Origin of the sequence: Kribbella pratensis (assembly GCF_004365355.1) — a bacterium.
GTDB lineage: Bacteria > Actinomycetota > Actinomycetes > Propionibacteriales > Kribbellaceae > Kribbella.
Genome location: NZ_SODP01000003.1, coordinates 219,355 through 237,759, shown reverse-complemented (window position 1 = coordinate 237,759; position 18,405 = coordinate 219,355). Strand labels below are relative to the sequence as shown.

General features: G+C 68.7%; 13 protein-coding genes and 1 pseudogene. 4 read left to right on the top strand and 10 right to left on the bottom strand.

Translation table 11 applies throughout. The features are described 5' to 3' along the window. Positions 1-16: 16 nt before the first annotated feature. Positions 17-1,249, bottom strand: a complete 1,233-nt coding sequence (locus tag EV653_RS28855; protein WP_134107281.1) for a GH12 family glycosyl hydrolase domain-containing protein — start codon at positions 1,247-1,249, stop codon at positions 17-19. Positions 1,250-1,483: 234 nt separating this feature from the next. Between EV653_RS28855 and EV653_RS28850 the strand changes: the two genes are divergently transcribed. Beyond that, on the top strand, positions 1,484-2,248 hold the full coding sequence (locus EV653_RS28850) for an META domain-containing protein (RefSeq protein WP_134107279.1): 765 nt from the start codon (positions 1,484-1,486) through the stop codon (positions 2,246-2,248). Here the strand turns inward: EV653_RS28850 and EV653_RS28845 are convergent, their stop codons facing one another. The 8 genes and pseudogenes from EV653_RS28845 to EV653_RS42765 all read right to left on the bottom strand — a co-directional run. Then, positions 2,249-5,176, bottom strand: coding sequence for a sugar-binding protein (locus EV653_RS28845; protein ID WP_134107277.1), 2,928 nt, complete (start codon positions 5,174-5,176; stop codon positions 2,249-2,251). A 124-nt stretch (positions 5,177-5,300) separates the two neighbouring features. Further along, positions 5,301-7,064: an ABC transporter ATP-binding protein gene (locus tag EV653_RS28840; RefSeq protein WP_134107275.1), complete on the bottom strand. Its 1,764-nt coding sequence runs from the start codon at positions 7,062-7,064 to the stop codon at positions 5,301-5,303. Next, positions 7,061-8,812: an ABC transporter transmembrane domain-containing protein gene (locus tag EV653_RS28835; protein WP_134107273.1), complete on the bottom strand. Its 1,752-nt coding sequence runs from the start codon at positions 8,810-8,812 to the stop codon at positions 7,061-7,063. Before EV653_RS28835 ends, EV653_RS28840 begins: the two co-directional genes overlap by 4 nt. A 63-nt stretch (positions 8,813-8,875) precedes the next feature. Continuing rightward, the gene (locus tag EV653_RS28830; RefSeq protein ID WP_238160477.1) at positions 8,876-9,676 is read right to left on the bottom strand and encodes an alpha/beta fold hydrolase; all 801 of its coding nucleotides are present in this window, start codon (positions 9,674-9,676) and stop codon (positions 8,876-8,878) included. Between the two features lie 35 nt (positions 9,677-9,711). Next, positions 9,712-11,187: an NAD(P)H-hydrate dehydratase gene (locus tag EV653_RS28825; protein ID WP_134107269.1), complete on the bottom strand. Its 1,476-nt coding sequence runs from the start codon at positions 11,185-11,187 to the stop codon at positions 9,712-9,714. A gap of 2 nt (positions 11,188-11,189) precedes the next feature. Further along, the gene (locus EV653_RS28820) at positions 11,190-11,540 is read right to left on the bottom strand and encodes a holo-ACP synthase (RefSeq protein WP_134107267.1); all 351 of its coding nucleotides are present in this window, start codon (positions 11,538-11,540) and stop codon (positions 11,190-11,192) included. A gap of 10 nt (positions 11,541-11,550) precedes the next feature. Further along, positions 11,551-12,555, bottom strand: a complete 1,005-nt coding sequence (locus tag EV653_RS28815; RefSeq protein WP_238160470.1) for a LacI family DNA-binding transcriptional regulator — start codon at positions 12,553-12,555, stop codon at positions 11,551-11,553. 93 nt (positions 12,556-12,648) lie between these two features. Beyond that, positions 12,649-12,828 (bottom strand): annotated as a pseudogene (locus tag EV653_RS42765) (hypothetical protein); the annotation flags it as partial. Between the two features lie 26 nt (positions 12,829-12,854). Here EV653_RS42765 and coaA point away from each other — a divergent pair. Next, positions 12,855-13,808, top strand: a complete 954-nt coding sequence (gene coaA, locus EV653_RS28810; RefSeq protein WP_134107263.1) for a type I pantothenate kinase — start codon at positions 12,855-12,857, stop codon at positions 13,806-13,808. Here the strand turns inward: coaA and EV653_RS28805 are convergent. Continuing rightward, positions 13,789-14,967, bottom strand: a complete 1,179-nt coding sequence (locus tag EV653_RS28805) for an MFS transporter (RefSeq protein ID WP_134107261.1) — start codon at positions 14,965-14,967, stop codon at positions 13,789-13,791. The genes coaA and EV653_RS28805 overlap by 20 nt on opposite strands. 165 nt (positions 14,968-15,132) lie before the next feature. Here EV653_RS28805 and EV653_RS28800 point away from each other — a divergent pair, with 165 nt between their 5' ends. Together EV653_RS28800 and EV653_RS28795 are read left to right on the top strand one after the other, a co-directional pair. Continuing rightward, positions 15,133-15,765: a 4'-phosphopantetheinyl transferase family protein gene (locus EV653_RS28800; RefSeq protein ID WP_166679610.1), complete on the top strand. Its 633-nt coding sequence runs from the start codon at positions 15,133-15,135 to the stop codon at positions 15,763-15,765. Between the two features lie 81 nt (positions 15,766-15,846). Further along, on the top strand, positions 15,847-18,396 hold the full coding sequence (locus EV653_RS28795) for a glycoside hydrolase family 3 N-terminal domain-containing protein (protein WP_134107259.1): 2,550 nt from the start codon (positions 15,847-15,849) through the stop codon (positions 18,394-18,396). Positions 18,397-18,405: the final 9 nt, after the last annotated feature.

Below are 18,405 nucleotides of genomic sequence, written 5' to 3'. Positions count from 1 at the left end.
GAGAGCGAGCTGGGGGTCAGTTCTCCTGGATGGAGAAGTCGGTGAAGTTGAAGCGCTGCTTGGTGCCACCGGTGGAGACGACCTCGACGCCGTAGTCGACCTGCCAGGTGGTCTGCTTCGGCGCCCAGCCCCGGGTCGCCATGTCGTTGAAGAAGCTGGCCAGCGGCATCGTGCCGGACTTCTGCGTCACCTGGGACACGTACGCGGTGTAGCCGTTCTCGTGCCAGACGTCGTACTTGAAGCCGCCGAACGTCACGGTGCCGACCTTGTCGCCGGCCGGGGTCTGGCCCTTGTTGTCGGTCCAGATCATCAGCTCGTTGTTCAGGTCGTCACCGACCCAGATGTCGAACGCGACGTCGTAGACACAGGCGGGGCAGTCAGCGGGCGTGCTCGCCGCGAACTTGGCCGACTGGATCTTCGACAGGGCGACGTTGTTGTAGTCCTTGTGCACGTTCGGGTACGCCTGGACGCCGTTGTCGCCCGGCTTCGGCTGGGTCACGTCGAGGAACCAGTTGTTGTAGTTGCAGGCGCTCAGCGTGTAGGTGCCGTTGTCGTTGTTCCACATGTTGTTGTGGACGTAGTACGCACCGAAGGTCCGGCCGTCACCCTGGTTGTTCGTCGAGGTGGTCACGAACGACGGGTTGGTGCAGGTCGCGCTCGGGCTACCGGTCGACGTCGGCGTCGTCGTGCTGCTCGTCGGGGACGACGGAGGTGATGTCGGAGGGGTCGACGTGGTCGGGGGCTTGGTCGGCGTCGTGGTGGTCTGCGTCGGCGTCGCCGTGGGGGTGGTCGTTGCCGGCGGCTGCGTCGGCGTCGACGTGCTGGTCGGCGCCGGCGTGGTCGGCTGCGACGCGACGGCGGCGAAGTCGTAGTGGACGGTGTACGTCAGCTTGGTGCCGGCCGGGTACTTCTGGCCGTCGTACCGCAGGGCGCGCAGCCGGTAGCTCTTGTCGGTGGTGCGGCTCGGGTCGATCGACACCATCGCGGGACCGGAAGCGGTCGCGGTGATCGCGACGGGCTTCTGGGTGAAACCGTGCAGGACAGTGCAGCCGGAGTACGCGTCGATGACACAGGTTTCGACGCGTCCGACGTTCGGGAGGGCAGTGACCGTGCTGTCCGCGGCGTTCGCGGTCGATACCGGCGAGTCCTTGGACGCGTGGACGGCGATCGGCACTGCGACCAGGCCGGCCACGGCGAGGAGGACCGCAGGCAGGATCACGCGGCTCCGGGCAGTTCGGATGGGGGGCATGCGAAGAGTTCCTTAGTGTGCTCGACGGGTCGCACTGTTGCCCCAGAACTCCAGCGCGGCCCTCAACTGTTCGATTGAATCCCCAGAGGGGCCGGTTCGACCGGCCTTGTCGTGCTGTTCGCTCTCGCGTACGGCGGTGACGTTATCGAACCGTGATCAGGGCTGCCAACACCGGGTCCCGATTTAACGCAACGCGAACGTGCGCGGCAACGTCCTCCGGGTGTGAAAAAGCCGATGATCGCTCTCGCCGCAACGATGCTTCTGCTGGCGGGCTGTGGGCAGAACACGGGCACCGACGCGGGCGCCTCGCCGGTCGGCAAGACGTTCCTGTCCACTGCTGTCACCGAGGACGGGAAACCGAAGCAGCTCGCGCCGAAGACCCGCGTCCGGCTGCAGTTCACCGACGACGGGCGACTGGTCGCGGACGCCGGCTGCAACTCGATGCAGACGAAGGTCTCGACCGAGGACGGCAGGCTCAGGCTCGACGGCGAGCTGGCATCGACCGCGATGGGCTGCCCCGGCCCGCAGCACGGCCAGGACCAGTGGCTGGCCGGCATCATCAGCGCGAAGCCGACGTGGAAGCTCGACGGCAACAAACTCGACGTCACCGCGGGCAGTACGACGATCTCCTTGACCGATCGGAAGGTCGCCGAGCCCGACCTCGCCGTCGACGGCACCAAGTGGGCGCTGTCCTCGGTCATCACCGGCGAGGCGGCCTCGCACCTGGCCGGATCCGAGAAGGCGTGGATCACCTTGAACGGCGAACGCGTGACCGGTTCGACCGGTTGCAACGACTTCCAGGGCGTGGTCGCGCGGTCCACCGGCAAGCTCACCTTCGGCGAACTCGACACCACTCGCCGGGCCTGCCCCGGCGAGCCCGCGACCCTGGAATCCCAACTGCTGAAGGGATTGCACGGCGAGATGACCTACCAGGTCACCGGCTCGAAACTCAGACTGCGTTCCGAGGCCGGCGGCCTGGACTTCACGGCGGTCCGCTGACTATCCGATACGAATGTCGAAGGCCTGGACCTCGTTCCGCGGTGTTTCGTAGGAGACGAGGAGGTGGCCCTGGTTCATCAGCTGGGTGCGTTGGGCGGCGGTCAACGGGATCGTCCAGTGCTGGATGCCGCGGGTTATTGCTTGCGTGGCCTGGTTGACCAGGTGGCCGCTCATGTTGGGAGACCACGGTGGGGTGGCACCGTCGGTGATGGCGCACGGGGTGAAGCCGTAGTCCGGTGGCGGGTCAGTGGTGCAGGAGGTTGTCCAGACCGGGATCGCTGCGAGTTGCCCGCTGGTCAGGAAGGCCCGTGCGGTGCCCGAGCCCTTTGAAGACGTGACGAGATCGACCCCGGTGGGACGGACCTTGCTGGACAGGATCTTCAGGTCGTCGGTCGGGACGCGGCCGGAGATCGGTACTCCGTTGCGTGCGGACTGCGCGATCGTTTGCGGCGACAGCGCGCCGTTGAGATTCGGGTTCGAGACGTTCGGCGGCGTCGGGGTGGTCGGGCGACCGGACGGCGGGGTGTAGCCGGGCAGCGTCGCCAGACCCCAGCGGTACGGATCGGACTGCACCGAGCCGAGCGCCGACCAGCCCAGCCGCGTGCTCATATCGATGTGCCGCAACGTCGTCGTACCAGGTGCTGACGTGTCGTCGTTGTCGTACGGCGTGATGTTCAGGCCGAGCCGGGACGGATCGACGGCGGCCGGAAGGTCCGCGAGCGGGATCTTCACCTCGAGGTCGTACCCGCCGCCGGCGTACGCGTGCGGCACCGTCGTCTCGTTGCTGCCGACCCACTGCGCGGTCGACGCGACCTGGACTCCCGGCGCGTTGCCGGTGTCGAGGGCGCCGCTCGAGTAGCCCTGGTGGTTGTCCGCGTCGCGTTCCCAGCACGGTCCGCCGCTCTGCGTGAACGGGAAGATGCCGAGCTTGAAGGTGTTCGCGGTGTCCTTCAGCGCCTCGGATGCATTGCCGCGCGGGTCGAGCAGGATCTCGACCGAGTCGGCCTGCCAGTGGCCCACGCATTCCGCCGGTGTCACGGCGTACGACTGGTAGTCGTCGCGGATGTGGATGAAGAAGAACAGCGCGTCGTCGGACCAGCTGACCTTCGCCGTACTGCCTTGTCCTGTTGACGAAACGCCGCAGTCGTCGACGCCGGTGCAGGTCGCCGCGCCCTGCCAGATGCGGCCGAGGTCGAGGGTCTGACCCGGGTACTCGCCCGGCTCGGCCTTGCCGTCGACGACCGGCGTTGCCTGCGGGATGACAGTGGTCGGGACGAGCGTGAGTGTCAGCGTCTCGGTGCCGGTCGAGGTGTGGATCGGGATGCTGACGTTCTGGTTCGCGGGCAGGGTGGTGTCGGTGTTGGTCAGCTTGAACGTGACTGTCTGGTCGGCTCCGGGCTGCACGGAGTACGGCTTGGACGCCGCGTCGATGGTGAAGTCGGCCGGCAGATCGAGCGACACGGCGCCGGCCTGCGGCTGCGTGGACCAGTTGTGGACGACGACCGGTATGTCGATCGTCTGGCCGATGCCCATCGACTGGATCGCCTGCGAACGCCCGAGTCGGTTGGCCTGCGGGGCAGTGTTCTGCAGCCACTGGTCGTACTCCGCCCAGTTGCCCCAGCGCTGGAAGCGTCCCTCGGCGGCGGCGACGATCCGCACGACGTTATCGGTGTAGCCGGTCGCGTGCTTGGTCGTGTAGAGCGCGGAGATCTTGGCGTTCTGGTCGACCGTTGCGTTGGCGGCCGGGGTCACGGTGAACGTCAGGTCGGCGGACGGCTTCTCCTTCACCTGCTGCGGACCGCTGACCGACCAGCCGGCCGGCACCGTCAACGCAACGTTGCCCTTGGCAAGTTTTCCGCTCGGTGCCTTGAGGTGGACGGTCGCCTGGAACGGCTCGCCGGCGACGTTGTAGAAGCGGCTGAAGGTGAAGTACTCGAGCGTTCCGAGCGGGAGTCCGCCCGGGTCCGGCTTCTTCGCGCCGAACAGGATCGCATCGTCCCGACCGGCCGCGGCGTTGCTGTTCGGCTGGAACGGCACGAACGACTCGGTCATGCCGAACCGCGGGCACGCCGGGACCGAGACGCCCTTGTACATCACCCGGCTCTGCGTCGGATACGCCGCGCGTCCCTCGTCGGCCACCTGCTGCCAGATCTTCGGCGTACCAGCGGTCTGCGCCTGCGAGTTGCCGGCCGGCCACGTGTACGGCGAGTTGTAGCCGGTCCACACGCCCGCGACGGTGTCGAGGCCGGTCGGGGTGAATCCGGTGGTGCAGTTCGCGGCTGTCGTCGTTCCGCCCGTGCCCGCTGTGCTGCCGCCGGAGAAGACCTTCTTGACCTGCCAGGTGCTGAGCGCGTGCGGACCCGTGAGCTGCTCGGGGAACATGTTCGGGTCGGCCGCGGCGAGCACGCCTTCCCAGATGAGGCGGCCGGCCTGCTGGTGGTTGCCGTGACCGGCGGCCAGCGTCGGCGTGAAGCCGATGTAGATCTCCGGCTGCGTCTCGCGGATCACGCGGGTGACCCTTCGGAGCGTCTCCTGCTCGTCCCAGAAGTACTGCGTCAGCGGCGCGCTCTGGTTGTAGAAGAAGTCGATCCGGTCGAGGTTGAAGATGTCGACGGTGCCGGAGCGGTAGTGGGCGACACGGTCCTCGTTCTCCCGGCGCAGACCGAGATCAGGCCCGAGCTCGTTGCCGGCCGCGTTCCCGCCACCCTCACCGCGGGTCACCTGGATCACGCCACACTTCACGCCGTACAACTGATGCCACACCCCGCACGGCCCGATGATGCTCGTGTCGTCATCGGGATGGGCCCACTCCCCCATCACGTCGATCTTCGTCTGACGATCGGCCACATAAGGCCGCGCCGTGGCACCCGCCGGAACCGGCAGCACCGCAAGCAGGACAAGAACCAAAAACCCCACAAGTCGCTTCACGTGCACACTCCAAAGGCGGCGGAGGCACTAGCAGAACCAGTCCTACGTCCGACCCACCCACCCGCGCAACAGGAATCGCGCGCCCGCGTCCGTCGACCAGCCTGATCGGGTATTTACGGACGGTTCAGTTTTCCGTGTGCCAGGTTTGCCAGAGTTGGCCGTAGGTGCCGTTGGCGGTGACCAGTTGGTGGTGGGTGCCCAGTTCTACTAGTTCGCCTGCCTCCATGACCGCGATTCGGTCGGCGTCGTGGGCGGTTTGCAGGCGGTGGGCGATGGCGATCACGGTGCGGCCTCGCAGTACGGCGGCCAGCGACTGTTCTGTTCGGCGAGCTGTTTTGGGGTCCAGGAGCGCGGTGGCTTCGTCGAGGATGAGAGTGTGGGGATCGGCCAGGACCACTCGGGCCAGCGAGAGCTGCTGAGCGCCGGCGTCGTCGAGCTTGGTGTCCTCGCCGAGCTCGGTGTCCAGGCCGTGTGGCAGGTCGTTCCACCACGTGGCGCCGACGGCGGTCAGCGCGGCGTACAGCTCGTCGTCCGTTGCGTTGGGCTTTGCGATGAGCAGGTTGTCGCGGACGGTGTCGTGGAAGACGTGATGGTCCTGGGTGATCAGGACGACATGCTCGCGCAGCTGGTCCGGCGGGAGATCGGCAACCGGCGTACCGCCGATCGTCACCGACCCGATGTGCGGGCGGTCGAGACCGGCGAGCAGCCGTGCGAGGGTCGACTTGCCGGCTCCGGACGTGCCGACGATGGCCAGGCGTTCGCCGGGCTGCACGACCAGATCGATTCCGTGCAGTACGTCGCGGGCGCCCGTGTAGCTGTAGTGCGCGTTGTCGACGCGGATGCGGTCGCCGACGACGCTCTCGACCCGCGGCGTCAGCTCGGCGTGCGGCGTCAGCTCGGCCTGCGGGATGTCCGCGAGGCCTTCGACGCGGGCGTACGACGCGCCGGCGCCTTGCAGCTGTTCGATCCAGAGCATCAGCGTGTCCAGCGGGCCGACGAGTTGGCGCAGGTACACCGTGGCGGTCACCACGACGCCGAGGCTGACCAGATCATCGAGGTAGAGGGCGCCGCCGATCAGGAGGACTCCGACCACCGGCAGCGCCAGCGCGATCTCGGACCATGGGAACAGAACCGTCCGCAGCCACAGTGCTGCCAGGCGCGCCGACCGGGCTTGGGTGATGGACGCTTCGGTGGCCTCCGTACGGCGGCGTTCCAGTCCGAGGAGCTCGACCGTACGGGCGCCCTTCGCCGTACTGGCGACGACATCCGCCATCTCCGCACCAGTTGCGGCAACCGCCAGGTAGACCGGTCGGGCACGTCGCACGTACCAGCGCACCGCCGCGCCAACCCCGAGCAAGCACACGAGCCCGCACAGCCCGAGCCACACGTCCAGGACCAGCACCGCGACGATGAGGAACAGAGCGTGGACGCTGGCCACCAGAACCTCGGGGACGGCGGATCGCAGCGTCACCGCGACGAGGGACGCATCCGTGCTCCCGCGGGCGATCAGGTCGCCGGCCGGAAGATGGTCCGCTACTCGCGGAGGCAACGCCAGGGTCCGCTGCAAGAAGCGTTCCCGGACCCGCGCCGCCGTACGTTCGCCGAACCGATAACCGATCTTGAGCGCCCACCACGACAGCACTGTCTGTACGACGGTGAACACCAGCGCACCGAACGCGAGTCGGTCCACCGCGCTGAGCACGTCACCGGAGCCGGCGCGGATCGTGTCGATGATTCGGCCGAGCAGCCAAGGAGCGACCAGGCCTGCCGCAGCGGCAAGCCCGTTCACCAGGACAAGTCCGACGACGGAGCGACGGTCCGCGCCCAAGTCTCGGATCAAGGCAGCGCGTACTTCGGCAGGCCCAGCGATCGGCAGCTGCGTACTCACTGGGCATCACCCTGGGCCCGCGACACAATGCCGCGATAGTAGGGATCGCTGCGCAGCAGGTCCGCGTGTGTCCCGGCTGACGACACCTTGCCATCGACCAGGACGATGACGTCGTCAGCGCGGTCCAGTACGAGCGGCGACGTCGTCGTGATGACCGTTGTCGTATCGCGCCTGACCTCGCGGATGCGGTCGATCATCGCCGCTTCGGTGTTCGCGTCGACCGCGGAGGTCGGTTCGACCGCGAGCAGTACGTCCGGCGTTGCGTAGACAGCGCGAGCGAGCCGGATCCGTTGCCGTTGGCCACCGGAGAGATCGCTTCCGCCGGCGGCGATCGTCGCATCCAGACCACCGGGGAGCGCCTCGACAATGTCCTCGGCGACGGCGACGCGGAGTGCCGTACGAATCCGGTCGTCATCCGGCTCGATGCGCCCGGCAACGACATCACGAACCGTTCCGGCGAAAACCTCGGCATCGTTGTCGGCAACAACTAAACGGCGCCTGAACTCCTCGCGTGCGGGCTCGTCGATCTCCATACCTGCTTGGGAATCGGTGTGCACCTGTCCGAGTCGCTCGATCACGGCAATCGCCTCCGCCGGGCGTGCGGTGACCAATGCGGTCAGAGCGCCGGGCCTGATGACCACTCCCGACTCCGGGTCCGCCAACGGCCTGGTGCCCATCGATGTCGGATCGCCGTCGTTGCGCTTGGCAACTGGCAGGTTGAGCAGGTCGATGATGCGTTGCCCCGCCACCCGAGCGCGGGCGATGTCTACGGCACCCTCGATGAAGAACGACACGGGTACGACGAGCACCGCGACGTACCCGTAGACGGCGACGAGATCGCCGATCGTGATCGCCCCGGTCGCAGCCATTCGCGCCGACAACCACACGACCGCGGCAAGGAACAGCGCCGGCAGGCCGGTCGACAATGCGACGACCCAACTGGTGGGGCCGGCGACCCGATAGCCGCGTCGTACCAATCGCTGCGACTGGTCTTGATACCGCTCGGCGACGAACTGCTTGCCACCCAGGCCGTTGAGGACTCGGAGTCCCGCAAGTACGTCGACCAGACGGACTGTCAAGCGTCCTTGGTGTACGCGGTATTCGCCGCCCGTGCGTTCGATGCGCTGCAAGAAGGGGCCTACCGCGAGCGCGAGCAGCGGTACGCCGGCGAGGACCACGGCAGCCAGCAAGGGGTTGATGGTGAACAGGACGACCGCGACGACGGCGTACGCGATGACCGCGCCGACACCGGGGCCAGTGACGGTCAGTGCCATCGCGACCGTGTACACATCGGCGATGCCGACGGTCACGACCTCTCCGGCGCTCACCCGCTTCGCCAACGAGGCACCCAGGCGGCTCGTGTGCCAGACCGTCGCGCGGACCGACCGGAACGACGCGTCCATCCGGATCTTGGTCATCGTCCGATGCCGCGCGATCCCCAGCAGCGCGTTCAGCACGCTGACCGCCAGCAGGAGCAGAGCCCAGCCGACGAGGGCGGAGGGATCGCGTGCGACAAGTCCGTCGTCAACAGCGCGGGACAGGACCCACGGCGGCACGGTCAAGCCGACTGTCCAACAGGTGCCTAGCACCGCGCCCAACGCGATCCGCCGGCCCTGCGAGCGAGTCAGCCAGTAGAGGAAACGCAGAGGACTCGCCAGGTCGTTCGCGGTCGGCGGGACCCACGTCTCGTTCATCCGATCCAGCCACGCACGGACGGCCGCCCCTCGCCGCCCACGGTCGCTGGCCATGCCCCGATCCTTTCAGCAATACCGGACCAGCCGCGACTTTGTGATTGGCTTCACAAAGGCAGTTCAGCTGTGCTGGCGAAGGAACGAGGTGAGTTCGGCGACGTACTGCGGGCGCTTGTCGCGGCGGACCGAATGGCCTGCGCCGGCGATGTGTACTGCCTGGAACTCGCCGCCTGCGGCTCGGGCGCAGCGCTCCGCGTACTCCGTGGAGATGAGTCCGCCGCGTTCGGTGTCGCCATGGATCAGCAGTACCGGGCAGGTGATCGCGGCGAGCAAGTCGGTCAGCGGCCGCGGGTCGCGATACGGCAGCTCGAACAGATCCGGATTGACTTGCCCCTTCGACACGGCCCAGGGTTCGAGCTCATCCTCGGGCCAGTCCGGATCCGCCGCTCGCCCCCGCGCAATCCGCGCCGGCACCTCAAGCGCCCGCACCTCCGCAAGCCACCCCGGCATAACCATCGCCCGCTCCTGCCGCTCTCCGCGCGGCGATTGCTGGACAGACGGCGGTCCGGTTGGTGGGTCTTCCAGGACGACCGCGCGGACGAGGTCGGGCCTCGCCGCGGCTAGGTAGGCGGCCGCCATCGCGCCCATCGAGTGTCCGACCACGATCACTGCGCCGGCCGATGGCTGGCTCGACAGCACGAGCGCGGCATCGTCGCGATGTGCGGTGTAGCTGACGGGTTCCTCCGGAAGCCCGGACTCGCCGTGCCCGCGCGCGTCGATCGCCAGCGCCCGGATCCCGGGCATCGCTCCGATCAGCGGCTCCCAGCACTGTGCGGAGTCGGAGAACCCGTGCAGAAAGGCAACCTCAGCCGCCGCCTCGTCGGTCCGGTACCACGCCAGATGGCCAGTCCTGCCTCGCACGCTGAACATGCTTGCGGACGATAGCGCACCCCGAATCAGCCGCCCAGAAGATAACGGGTGGCTTCGGGGAGGGCGGCGGCGACCGACATTGCGGTGATCGGGCCTGAGGAGGACGCGAGGTTGGCGGCGGCGGCGTGGAGGTAGGCGCCGACGCTGCCGGCGTCGAGTGGGGTCAAGCCGGCGGCGAGAAGGGAGCCGCAGAGGCCGGCCAGGACGTCACCGGCACCGGCCGTGGCCAGCCAGGGAGTGGCGTTGGTGTTGACGCGGACCTGGCCGTCGGGGGATGCGATGACGGTGGTGGAGCCTTTGAGGAGGACGGTTACGTCGTAGCGTTCGGCGGCCAGGCGGGCGTGTTTGAGGCGCTCGGCTTCGACCGTGGCGCGGTCCACGTCGAGGAGGCGGGCCAGTTCGCCGGCGTGGGGGGTCGCAAGTACGTCGAAGTGGTCGCCCGAGTCGTCGAGTGCCTTCAGGCCGTCGGCGTCGAGTACTACGGGCTCCTCGGCGTCGAGCAGTTCGCGGATCCGCGGGATGTCCAGCTCGTCGCCCAGCCCCGAGCCGATCGCCCAGGCCTGCACGCGGCCTTCGCCTGCGACGATCTCGGGATGGGCGGCGCGAACAGCTTCCGCGACGGCGTCGGGACCGACGTACCGGACCATGCCGACGGGACCGCCCAGGGCGCCGGACGTGGCGATGACAGCGGCGCCGGGGTACTGCGTGGAGCCGACCATCAGGCCGAGTACGCCGCGGGAGTACTTGTCGGACTCGCCGTGGGGGACGGGGTAGAGCCGAGCGATGTCGGAGGTCTGCAGGGACTCGACCTCAGCAGGTGGGAGGTCGAGGCCGATGTCGATGAGGTGGACCGGGCCGCAGGCGGTGGCGGCGGGGTCTATGAAGTGGCAGATCTTGTGGGTGCCGAAGGTGATGGTGAGAGCGGCGTTGACGTGCGGTTCCGGGGTCTCGCCGGTGTCGACATCGACGCCGGATGGGGTGTCAACGGCAACGATCGGTACGCCGAACCGCTCGGCGAGCTGCACCACCGCGAGAGCTTTCGGCCGTAGCCCGGGTCGACCGCCTATCCCAACAATCCCGTCCACAACGACGTCAGCGGACCGGATGAGGTCAGCAACGGCGGTCGGGGCGGTGGTGGCGGACGGGTCGGCAGTGGCGGACGGGTCGGCGCTCGGGCCGGTGAGAGGGGTTGACGTGACGAGGCGGCCGCCGGCTGTGCGGAGGGCTTCGGCGCCGGCCCGGTGTGCTTTGTCCGAGAGGAGGACGGCCGTGACCTGGGCGCCGCGGCGTGCGAGCCGCGCACCGGCGTACAGGGCGTCGCCGCCGTTGTCGCCGGAGCCGATCAGCAGTACGACGCGTGCGCCGTACGTGCCGCCGAGGAAGTTGCTGATGGCAACCGCCAGGCCGGTGGCGGCGCGCTGCATCAGGGTGCCTTCGGGGACACGGGCCATCAGGTCGGCCTCCGCGGCGCGGACCTGCTCGACGGTGTGCGCGCTGCGCATGGTCAGCCCTCCAGGATCACCACGGCCGAGGCGATGCCCGCGTCGTGGCTGAGCGACAGGTGCAGGTTCTGTACGCCGAGCCGCGACGCCTGCGCCGCCACGGTCCCGGTGATCTCCAGCCACGGCCGGCCGGTCTCGTCGGTCTGTACTTCGGCGTCGTGCCAGTGCATGCCGCCGGGAGCGCCGAGCGCCTTGGCCAACGCCTCCTTGGCCGCGAACCGAGCCGCCAGCGAGGCCGGCGGCTTCACCGCCTCGAGCGGTGTGAACACCCGCTCCCGCAAACTCGGCGTCCGCTCCAGCGTCCGCATGAACCGATCCACGTCGACCACATCGATACCCACGCCGACGATCATGCGGGCCAGCCTAACCCCGCGGTTCTGCTGTCGAGTTGCGGACTCTCATGTCTACAGCGAGATCGAGGCGGAGGGCAGCGGGGGTGCGGCCGCGGGAGAGGTCGAGGACCACGCGGGCTGCGAGCTCGGCCATCTGGTGGAGCGGTTGGTGGACGGTGGTGAGCGCGGGCGTGACGAACTGGGCGACCGGGAGATCGTCGTACCCGACGACGGACAGGTCGCGCGGGACGTCCAGGCCGAGCTCGCGGGCGGCCTGGTAGACGCCGAGCGCCTGCATGTCGCTGCCGGCGAAGATCGCGGTGGGGCGGTCGGGCAGACGCAGCAGGACGAGCGCCTCGCGGTGCGCTCCGCCGACCTCGAAATCGCCGTACCGGATCAGCGACGGATCGACCTCGAGTCCGGCCGATCGCAGCGCATCGGTGTAGCCGTCCACGCGTTGCCGCGAGCAGAGCGTCTCGATCGGGCCGCCGATCATCGCGATCCGGGTGTGGCCGAGCGTGCGGAGATGGGTCGTGGCCATCCGGCCGCCGTTCCAGTTCGCCGAGCCGATCGACGGTACGTCGTCCCCCACGTCGCCGACCGGATCGACGACGACGAACGGGATCCGCCGCGCCTCCAGCTGCGCGCGCTGGTCCGCGTCGAGGTCCGAGAACACCATGATCACGCCGAGCGGCCGGCGATTCAGCACCGATTCGATCCACTGCTGCCGCGGCCGCAGCGCCCCGCCGCACTCCGACAGGACGAGCTCGACACCCTCGGCGCGGGCGACCTCCTCGACGCCGCGGATCAGCTCCATCGCCCATTCGCCGCCGAGCTGGTTGAACACCAGGTCGATCATCGGGCTGGCCGCCGTCCCCGGGCTGCGCCGCCGGTACCCGTGCTCCTGGATCAGGCTCTCGATCCGGGCCCGGGTCGCCTCGGCCACATCCGCGCGTCCGTTCAGCACCTTGGAGACGGTCGGCACCGACACGCCGGCCTGTTCCGCGATCTTCGCAATCGTCGGTCGCTCGCTCACCACGCCCCCTGGCTCGAAACTTTCGGACCAGCTTAGCGGTGGGCCGTGCCGTTGTCCCGCACCACGGCAAGAACCGCTCGGCGCCTCCACCTCGACGCACCCCTGGAAGTGCCTGCAGCGGATGTGCTGCAGCACCGTGCTGCCATTGCGCAGAACGTAGCCATAGGCAACGTGATGGAAGAACGGGATCAACTCGTCCGGACAGGTGACCGAAAGTTTCGACGTTAGGCCGCGGCTGAGACAAAGGCCACGTCTGCCCGATGTGGGTGCGATCCGTGCCGGTGGGAAGAATGGGCCACATGCTGCAGCCGTCGCGGGAGGTGACTCCCTATACCGAGCTCGACCGGGCCACCTGGGCGCAACTGGCCGAGACCACGGTCTCCCCGCTGACGGCGGACGAGGTCGAGCGGCTGCGCGGCCTCGGTGACGAGATCGACATGGACGAGGTCCGCGAGGTGTACCTGCCGCTGTCGCGGATCCTGTCGCTGTACGTCCGGCACGCCCGCGCATTGCACGCCGACACCGAGAGCTTCCTCGGCAAACCGGCCGCGACCCGCACGCCGTTCGTGATCGGCATCGGCGGATCGGTTGCCGTCGGCAAGTCCACGACCGCCCGTCTGCTGCGCGAACTCCTGGCCCGCTGGCCCGAGCACCCGCGGGTCGCGCTCGTCACCACGGACGGCTTCCTCTGGCCGAACGCCGAGCTCGAGCGCCGGAACCTGATGCAGCGCAAGGGTTTCCCGGAGTCGTACGACCGCAAGGCCTTGCTCCGCTTCGTGGTCGAGGTGAAGTCGGGTATGGACGCGGTCGAGGCGCCGGTCTACTCGCACCTGCATTACGACCGCATGCCCGGCGTACGGACGACTGTCGAGCAGCCGGACATCCTGCTGCTCGAGGGGCTGAACGTCCTGCAGCCGGCGCCTCGGCACGCGGACGGGAAGAGCGGCCTCGCGGTCAGCGACTTCTTCGACTTCTCGGTGTACGTCGACGCCGCGGCCGACGATGTCCGCTCCTGGTACGTGGCGCGCTTCCTCAAACTGTGGGAGACGGCGTTCCGCAACCCCGAGTCGTACTTCGTCCGGTACGGCGAGCTGAGCCGCGAGGAAGCGATCCAGAAGGCCGAGTCGCTCTGGGACGGCATCAACGGCCCGAACCTGCGCGAGAACATCCTTCCCACCCGCTCCCGCGCCACGTTGGTCCTTCGCAAGGGCCCCGACCACGCCGTCCGCTGGGTCAGACTGCGGAAGCTTTGAGCGCCGGTACGACGGCAACCGCGACGACTGCTGCGGTCAAGGCGAACGCAACTGAGAAGCCCACGCCACCGACGACGGCGCCGAAGATCATCGCGCCGGCACCCCAACCGCCGTCGTACGCGAGGTTCCACAGGGCGCTGACCTGCCCGTAGCGGGAGCGGTCGACGCGGTTGTACATCAGGGTCAGGGTGAGATTCTGCGCGGCGCCGAAGCCGATGCCGAAGCAGGTCGACCCGACGAGGATCGCGACGGCGCTGAGCAGGAAGACGAGCGATCCGGCACCGACCGCGGCGAGGATCAGCGCGGGTGCGAGCAGCTTCGCCGGGCCGATGCGGTCGCCGTACCGGCCCGCGAGCCAACGGGAGACAGGTGCCGCGATCGCCTGCAGCAGAAGGGCTGTGGCGACCAGCGACTGCTTGTCTCCGGCAACGGCCAGCGGCAGGAAGGTGACGCTGATGCCTGCGGCAACAGTCACCGCGGCGAAGATCAGGGTCGGGGTCAGCAGACCGCTACGCCGTACGCCGCCGAGCACCTTCACATGCTGCTCTTCTTCGGAAGCGTTCACGTTCGCGGGCAGACCGACCAGGACGACCAGCCCGGCGAGCGAAGCGATCGCGGCAAGCACGAACAGTGCGCCGAAGCCGACCACGTTGGTCAGATAGACGCCGAGCGGGAGGCCGATCACCGCGGGTACGCCGACAGCCACGCCGTACACGCCGAGCGCCTCGCCGCGACGGGTGGACGGGGTCAGGTCGGCGACCAACGCGACTGCTCCGACGACCAGGATCGCGAGGCCGGCTCCGCGGACGATGCAGACGGCGAGCACGACCGGCAGCGCCGCGGAGGTCAGCAGTACCAGCGACGGTGCGCCGAGGAGCACGAGCCCGAGGCCGAGGACGACCCGGTATCCCCAGCGGGCCAGCATCCGCGGCACCATCAGCTCCACGGCCACCGCGGAGAACATCATCGCGGCAGTCGACAGCCCCGCGCCGACGCCGCCGGACCCGTTCGCGGCCAGGTAGAGCGGGACCACCGAGGTGAGCAGATACATGCTCAGGCCGGAACCGAAGACCATCGCCAACAGCCGCACGAACTGGCTGGTCAGCAGACGGTCGGCAGCAGCAACCTGCACGGTGGGGATCTCGCACGCGGTGGTCATGACACTCACGCTAGAGACCTACCGGTCCGCCCTACAGATCCAGTTCTGGACCGCTCAAGAGGACCAGTTGGTCGGCTCGTGCGCTTCTGTCACTTTGTCGACAAGGCCCTCCGGGGCGACGTCCGGTGGGCGAGGTCTCGTCCTTCATCGGGTTACCTTCTTTCGGTGGTAGCTCCGGTACATGTCTGGGTGGCGCCGGCCGGCGCCGAGCCGCGTGCGGCGGCCCACACACTGCTGCTCGAGTTGGCGGGCACGCTCGTCCGCGCACCCCGACTCAGCCACAGCCCGGACGGTCAGCCGCTCGTCCCGGGGTTGGCGGTGAGCGTCAGCCACACCCATCAGCTGGTCGCCGTGGTCGCGTCGTACGGCGGGCCGCTCGGCGTGGATCTCGAGGAGGCGTATCCCCGCGAGGTGCAGGCGCTGGCCAGGCGGTGGTTCACCGCGGAGGAGCTGGCGTGGACGAATCGGCAACCTGATGAATTGATCGCCTTCCTTCAACTGTGGACGGCGAAGGAAGCTGTGGGGAAGGCGCTGGGACGTGGGTTGCGGGGCGCGGGTTTGCGGCGGGCGATGCCGCTGGGAGGTGGGGTGGTGGAGTCGGAGCCGCACCTCTTGGTGACGTATGTGCCGTGGTCCGGTGCGGTGCTGGCTCTCGCGGCACCCGTCTGCCTGACGGAGATCGTCGTCCATCACGAGTCGCCCGTATCGCCGGTCGCAGGGTTCTCCCGCCTCGGGACGGCCGGTCCTAGAGACCGCCGTGCGTCACCGACCCTTGACCCGCCGTGCGCGCGTGGGTAACTTTCGCGTCGCGGGGGAGTGTCTGTAATTCAATTACCTTGGCGATCGCCCCTGCCCGCCCGCACAGAGTTGGTGACCCCCATGGAACTGACCCGCCGCCAGACCCTCGGCCTCGCGGCGGCGACCGTCGCCGGATCGACGGTCGCTGCCACCACGAGCGCCGATGCCACCCCGGACCGCTGGGTCCGCGACATGATGCGCCGGATGACGCTCGAGCAGAAGGTCGGCCAGCTGTTCGTCTGCTACGCGTACGGCCCGACCGCCGGCACCGCCGACGCCCGCAACACCAGCCTGTACGGCGTGGCCACGCCGGCCGAGGTGGTCGCCAAGTTCAACCTCGGCGGCATCATCTACTTCACCTGGACCGACTCGACGAAAGACCCGCAGCAGATCGCGCGCCTGTCGAACGGCCTGCAAGAGGCGTCGATCGCCGCCACCGGCATCCCGCTGCAGATCGGCACCGACCAGGAGCACGGCTCGGTTGTCCGGGTCGGACCGCCGGCGACCCAGTTCCCCGGCGGTATGGCGCTCGGCGCGACCCGCTCGGCGGCGTACGCGCGTTCAGCCGGCGCGATCGCCGGACGTGAGCTGAAGGCCATCGGCATCACCACCGACTTCGCGCCGGACGCCGACGTCAACGTGAACCCGCTGAACCCGGTGATCGGTGTCCGCTCGATCTCCTCCGACCCGACGCTGGTCGCCGAGCTCGTCGCCGCGCAGGTGAAGGGCTACCAGCGCGACGGCCGCGTCGTCTCGACCGCGAAGCACTTCCCCGGCCACGGCGACACCGCGACCGACAGCCATACCGGCATCCCGGTGATCGGCCACACCCGCGAGGAGTGGACCCGGATCGACCTGCCGCCGTTCCAGGCCGCGATCCGGGCCGGCATCCAGTCGATCATGACCGCGCACATCGTCGTACCGGCGCTCGATCCGTCCGGCGATCCGGCGACGCTGAGCGGGCCGATCCTGACCGGGATCCTGCGCGAGCAGCTCGAGTTCGACGGGGTCGTCATCACCGACTCGCTGGGGATGCAGGGCGTCCGCGACAAGTACGGCGATGCCGAGATCCCGCTCCGGGCGATCGAGGCCGGCGTCGACCAGTTGCTGATGCCGGTCGATCCGGGGCTCGCGTACAACTCGGTCCTCGACGCGGTGCGCAGCGGCCGGATCAGCGAGGCCCGCATCGACGAGAGCGTCCGGCGCATCCTCACGCTGAAGCACGAGACCGGTCTGGTCGACCACCCGTACGTCGACCTGGCCCGCGTCGCGAAGATCGTCGGTACGCCGGCCAACTACGCCGAAGCCCAGCGCATCGCAGACCACAGCACGACGCTCCTCCGCGACGACGCCGCCCTCCTGCCGCTCTCCCCCGCGCCGCGGACGATCCTCGTTACCGGCTACAGCCCCGCGAACCTGGCGACCGCGCTGCAGTCCCGCGGCGCGACCGCGGTCGTGAAGGACACCGGCACGACACCGACAGACGCCAAGATCGCCGACGCGGTGGCGACGGTCGCGGATCTCACGGTGGTGCTGACCAACAAGGCGTGGGACACCGAGGTCACCGACAAGCAGGCCAAACAGCAGAAGCTCGTCAACGCGCTGCTCGCCACCGGCCGGCCGGTGATCGTCGTCCCGGTCCGCGACCCGTACGACGTCGCGTACTTCGACCCCGCGCCGACCACACTCGTCACGTATAGCAGCACGGCGCCGTCGATGGAGGCGCTCGCCAAGGTCCTCTACGGCGAGATCGCGCCGACCGGCAAGCTTCCCGTGGAGATCCCGACCAAGGCCGACCCGACTCAGGCCATGTACCCGTTCGGCCACGGCCTGACCTTCGACGCGCAACAGACCCGCCTGACCGTTGCCTCATACAACATTCACGCCGGCGCCGGTGAGGACAACGTCTTCGACCTCGACCGTACTGCCGCGGCTCTGAAGGCGCTCGATGCGGACGTGATCGGGCTGCAAGAGGTCGACGTCCACTGGGATGCCCGCAGCCAGTGGCTGGACACTCTCGCCGAACTCGCGACCAAGCTGGGCCTGCACTCGGCATTCGCGCCGATCTACGACTTCGACCCGCCCGCTGCCGGTCAGCCGAGGCGTCAGTACGGTGTCGGGCTGCTGTCGCGCTTCCCGCTCATCCGGACCGAGAACCATTCGATCACGCGGCTGTCCACGCAGGATCCAAATCCGGTCCCCGCACCCGCGCCCGGATTCCTCGAGGCGGAGCTCGACGTGCGGGGACGTCGGCTGCACGTCTACTGCACGCATCTGGACTACCGAGCCGATCCGTCCGTTCGGCAGCTGCAGGTAGCAGACACGCTCAAGATCCTGGCCCAGGACCGTAAGAAGGATCTGCAGGTGCTCGTCGGTGACTTCAATGCGGAGGCCTCCGCGCCCGAGCTGGCCGGGTTGTGGACCCGACTCACCGACGCGTGGACAGCGGCCGGTTCGACGACCGGCGGCCCGTACACCTACCCCGCGGTCGCCGCCACCAAGCGGATCGACTTCGTCACGGTCGGTACTAGCCTGAAGGTGCTCCGTGCCGAGGTGCCCGCCGAAGTCCCCGTGGCCGAGGCTGCCAGCGACCACCGCCCGATGATTGCCGACCTCGCGTTCCGTCCCTGAGGAGATGTC